The organism is Frateuria sp. Soil773, from assembly GCF_001428405.1.
In the GTDB taxonomy this organism is placed as follows: Bacteria; Pseudomonadota; Gammaproteobacteria; order Xanthomonadales; family Rhodanobacteraceae; genus LMSL01.
On the sequence record NZ_LMSL01000023.1, the window covers coordinates 3,759 to 5,926 of the forward strand.

The following is a 2,168-nucleotide window of genomic DNA, read 5'->3' on the forward strand; positions in this document are numbered from 1 at the left end:
CAATCGCACAAGGAAGCGCCCCACACAGGTGGAGTACATATCTGAGGTCAACTGGCTCACGGCCTGTTTCTCCTTGTCGGTGGGGCCGCAGCCGCAGAGTGTCAGTGCCAACGCAATGCCGGCCAGCAGGGAGGTGTACCTGGCCGTCCGTTTCATGCCTTGAAAACGGCTTGCGCGGCGATCTTTTGCAATGCGTACAACGTCACGATGCGTGGCCCTTTTTCACGGTAGCAGCCCTCGTGGGCAAACCCTTCCAAGCCGAATTGCTGTCGGATGGCCGACCCGCCATGTTGGCGAGGAAACGCCCCGGAGGATGTCGGTACCGTACCGTCACCGCCGCCATCTTGCTTCTCCACGTATAGCTCCCAATAGCTGGTTTCATAGGTCTGATAAGTGGCGAACCCATATGGCGTGGGATTGGTTAATGTGGTTGAGCGCCCACCTACATATATGGGATTGGAGCCTTTGTCGCGTACAGCGCTCATATCCATATTCGAGACATCGGACGGCGACGGTGGTGCTCCTTTGTCAGGTGCGTTACCCTTTTTTATTCGCCAGTGAATGCCTTCGAAGCTTTTTTGTTTGGCATCCTTGCCATAGAACACGTAGGTCATTGGGTGATAGGTGTCTCTTATGCCATCGTGGAAGGTCCTGGCCGCTTTGATATTTGGCGCGTAGTCGGCCCAAGTGATGGGAACACCTCCCGATGGGCGCAGCCACTCTTCGCGAACTAATCCCCACCAGCGATCGTGTCGAAGGTAGATGTCGTCATATAAGTCACCGACCGGGTGTTTACCAAGCGATTTTCCATCCGGACCGGCCAAGGTAAGCCAGCCAGGGCGATACTGCTGGGTAGGCAGTAGTTGCAGCGCGCCTGGCGCCTGCGCGAATACCGCCGTCACCTCTTGCCCTGTGCTGCCGATGACCAGGCCTGCGATGGCATCTTCATCGCCCATGCCGACCTTGCAGCGTCGATAGGCGACGGCTGCCCCCACGGTGGGCATGACGCCGTGCACGATACCGGCGATCTTCTTGTCCATGCCGGCTAGTTTCTGGCAGGCGCGAGCCACCAGACCACCCATGGAATGGGTGACCAGTACCACCTGCTCGCACTTCGGGCCGTTCTCCTTGATGATTTGTTCGATGCGCGTGCGTAGGCGGCTGGCTGCCACGAGGTTGGAGTCGAGCCAGTTGTAGCCGCAAGCGTAGACAGGCATGCGAAAGCGCGCGCGCTTCAGAAGATCGTCGGAAGACAGCGTGGCAACGCCGGATTCGCCTATCGGCGGCAGGCCGCGCATCTGCATGGCGATGCCGGGCATCAGCTGGGGTTCGGGATGGCGCTCGCCGGGTTTGGGCATTGCGCTGAATGCGGTGTAGTAGAACTCCTTCCATTTGGCCGGATTGAAGCCTTGGCCGTTCAAGGCTTCCTCGAGCCATAACAGAAACTCGTGATAGCTGCCTTCTCCGACCTCGCCCCAGCCACGCTCGCGGTAAGTTTTGGCATCGAAGACTGAGCCGACTCGCTTGCTTGGGATAGCTCCCCTGTTATCGACTTCCGTGCGTGCGGGATGCATTTCCTTCTGTCTTTTGCCGGCATTCATGGATAGGGCCATTTTTCCGGCAAGCCCAGCCGGCTGGTTTCTTAAAAACCAGTGGTTGAGCAGACTGGGCGGATTGTCCAGTCGCCAGACTTTCGATTTGTCTTTGTTGTTGCGCAGATTGGACCCCATGATTCCCGGTATCAGGATCACCGGCAGCACATGGTCAGGCGGAATGATGAGCTTGATCGGATCGGTCAACTTTGGATCCGTCAGGTTCCAGTGAAAAACGTAAGTACCATCCTTGGCCATGCCTCCGGGGGCATAGCGATCTTTGGATGAAGGATTCCAGCTCATCAGCTCGTTTCCTCGCCTTGATCCAAGAACCGAAGCATGAGTCCCTCCGGGCTCACACCCTTTTGCAGTCGAATGATGCCATCGGCATCCGTGGTCCCTTGAATGCGCGCACCATCGGCGCGTACCAGTTCGTAGGGGCGGTTTGCCGCAATGCTGCCGTCTGGGTAGTGCGCCTGGAAGCTGTCGTTGAATTTCGCCTCGCCCCAGTCGTTCATCTCCCGCGACAAATGCGCAGGCCCGACGAAGGACTTCCTGCCGGCATGGACGGTGAGC

At 58.1% G+C, this 2,168-nt stretch carries 1 protein-coding gene and 1 pseudogene; both read right to left on the minus strand.

The features are described from left to right. Positions 1-152: 152 nt before the first annotated feature. Complete coding sequence (locus ASG87_RS19300; protein ID WP_157510982.1) at positions 153-1,895, minus strand: alpha/beta hydrolase; 1,743 nt, start codon at positions 1,893-1,895, stop codon at positions 153-155. Then, a pseudogene (locus ASG87_RS08895) lies at positions 1,895-2,168 on the minus strand (hypothetical protein); the annotation flags it as partial. The gene ASG87_RS19300 and the pseudogene ASG87_RS08895, both read right to left, overlap by 1 nt.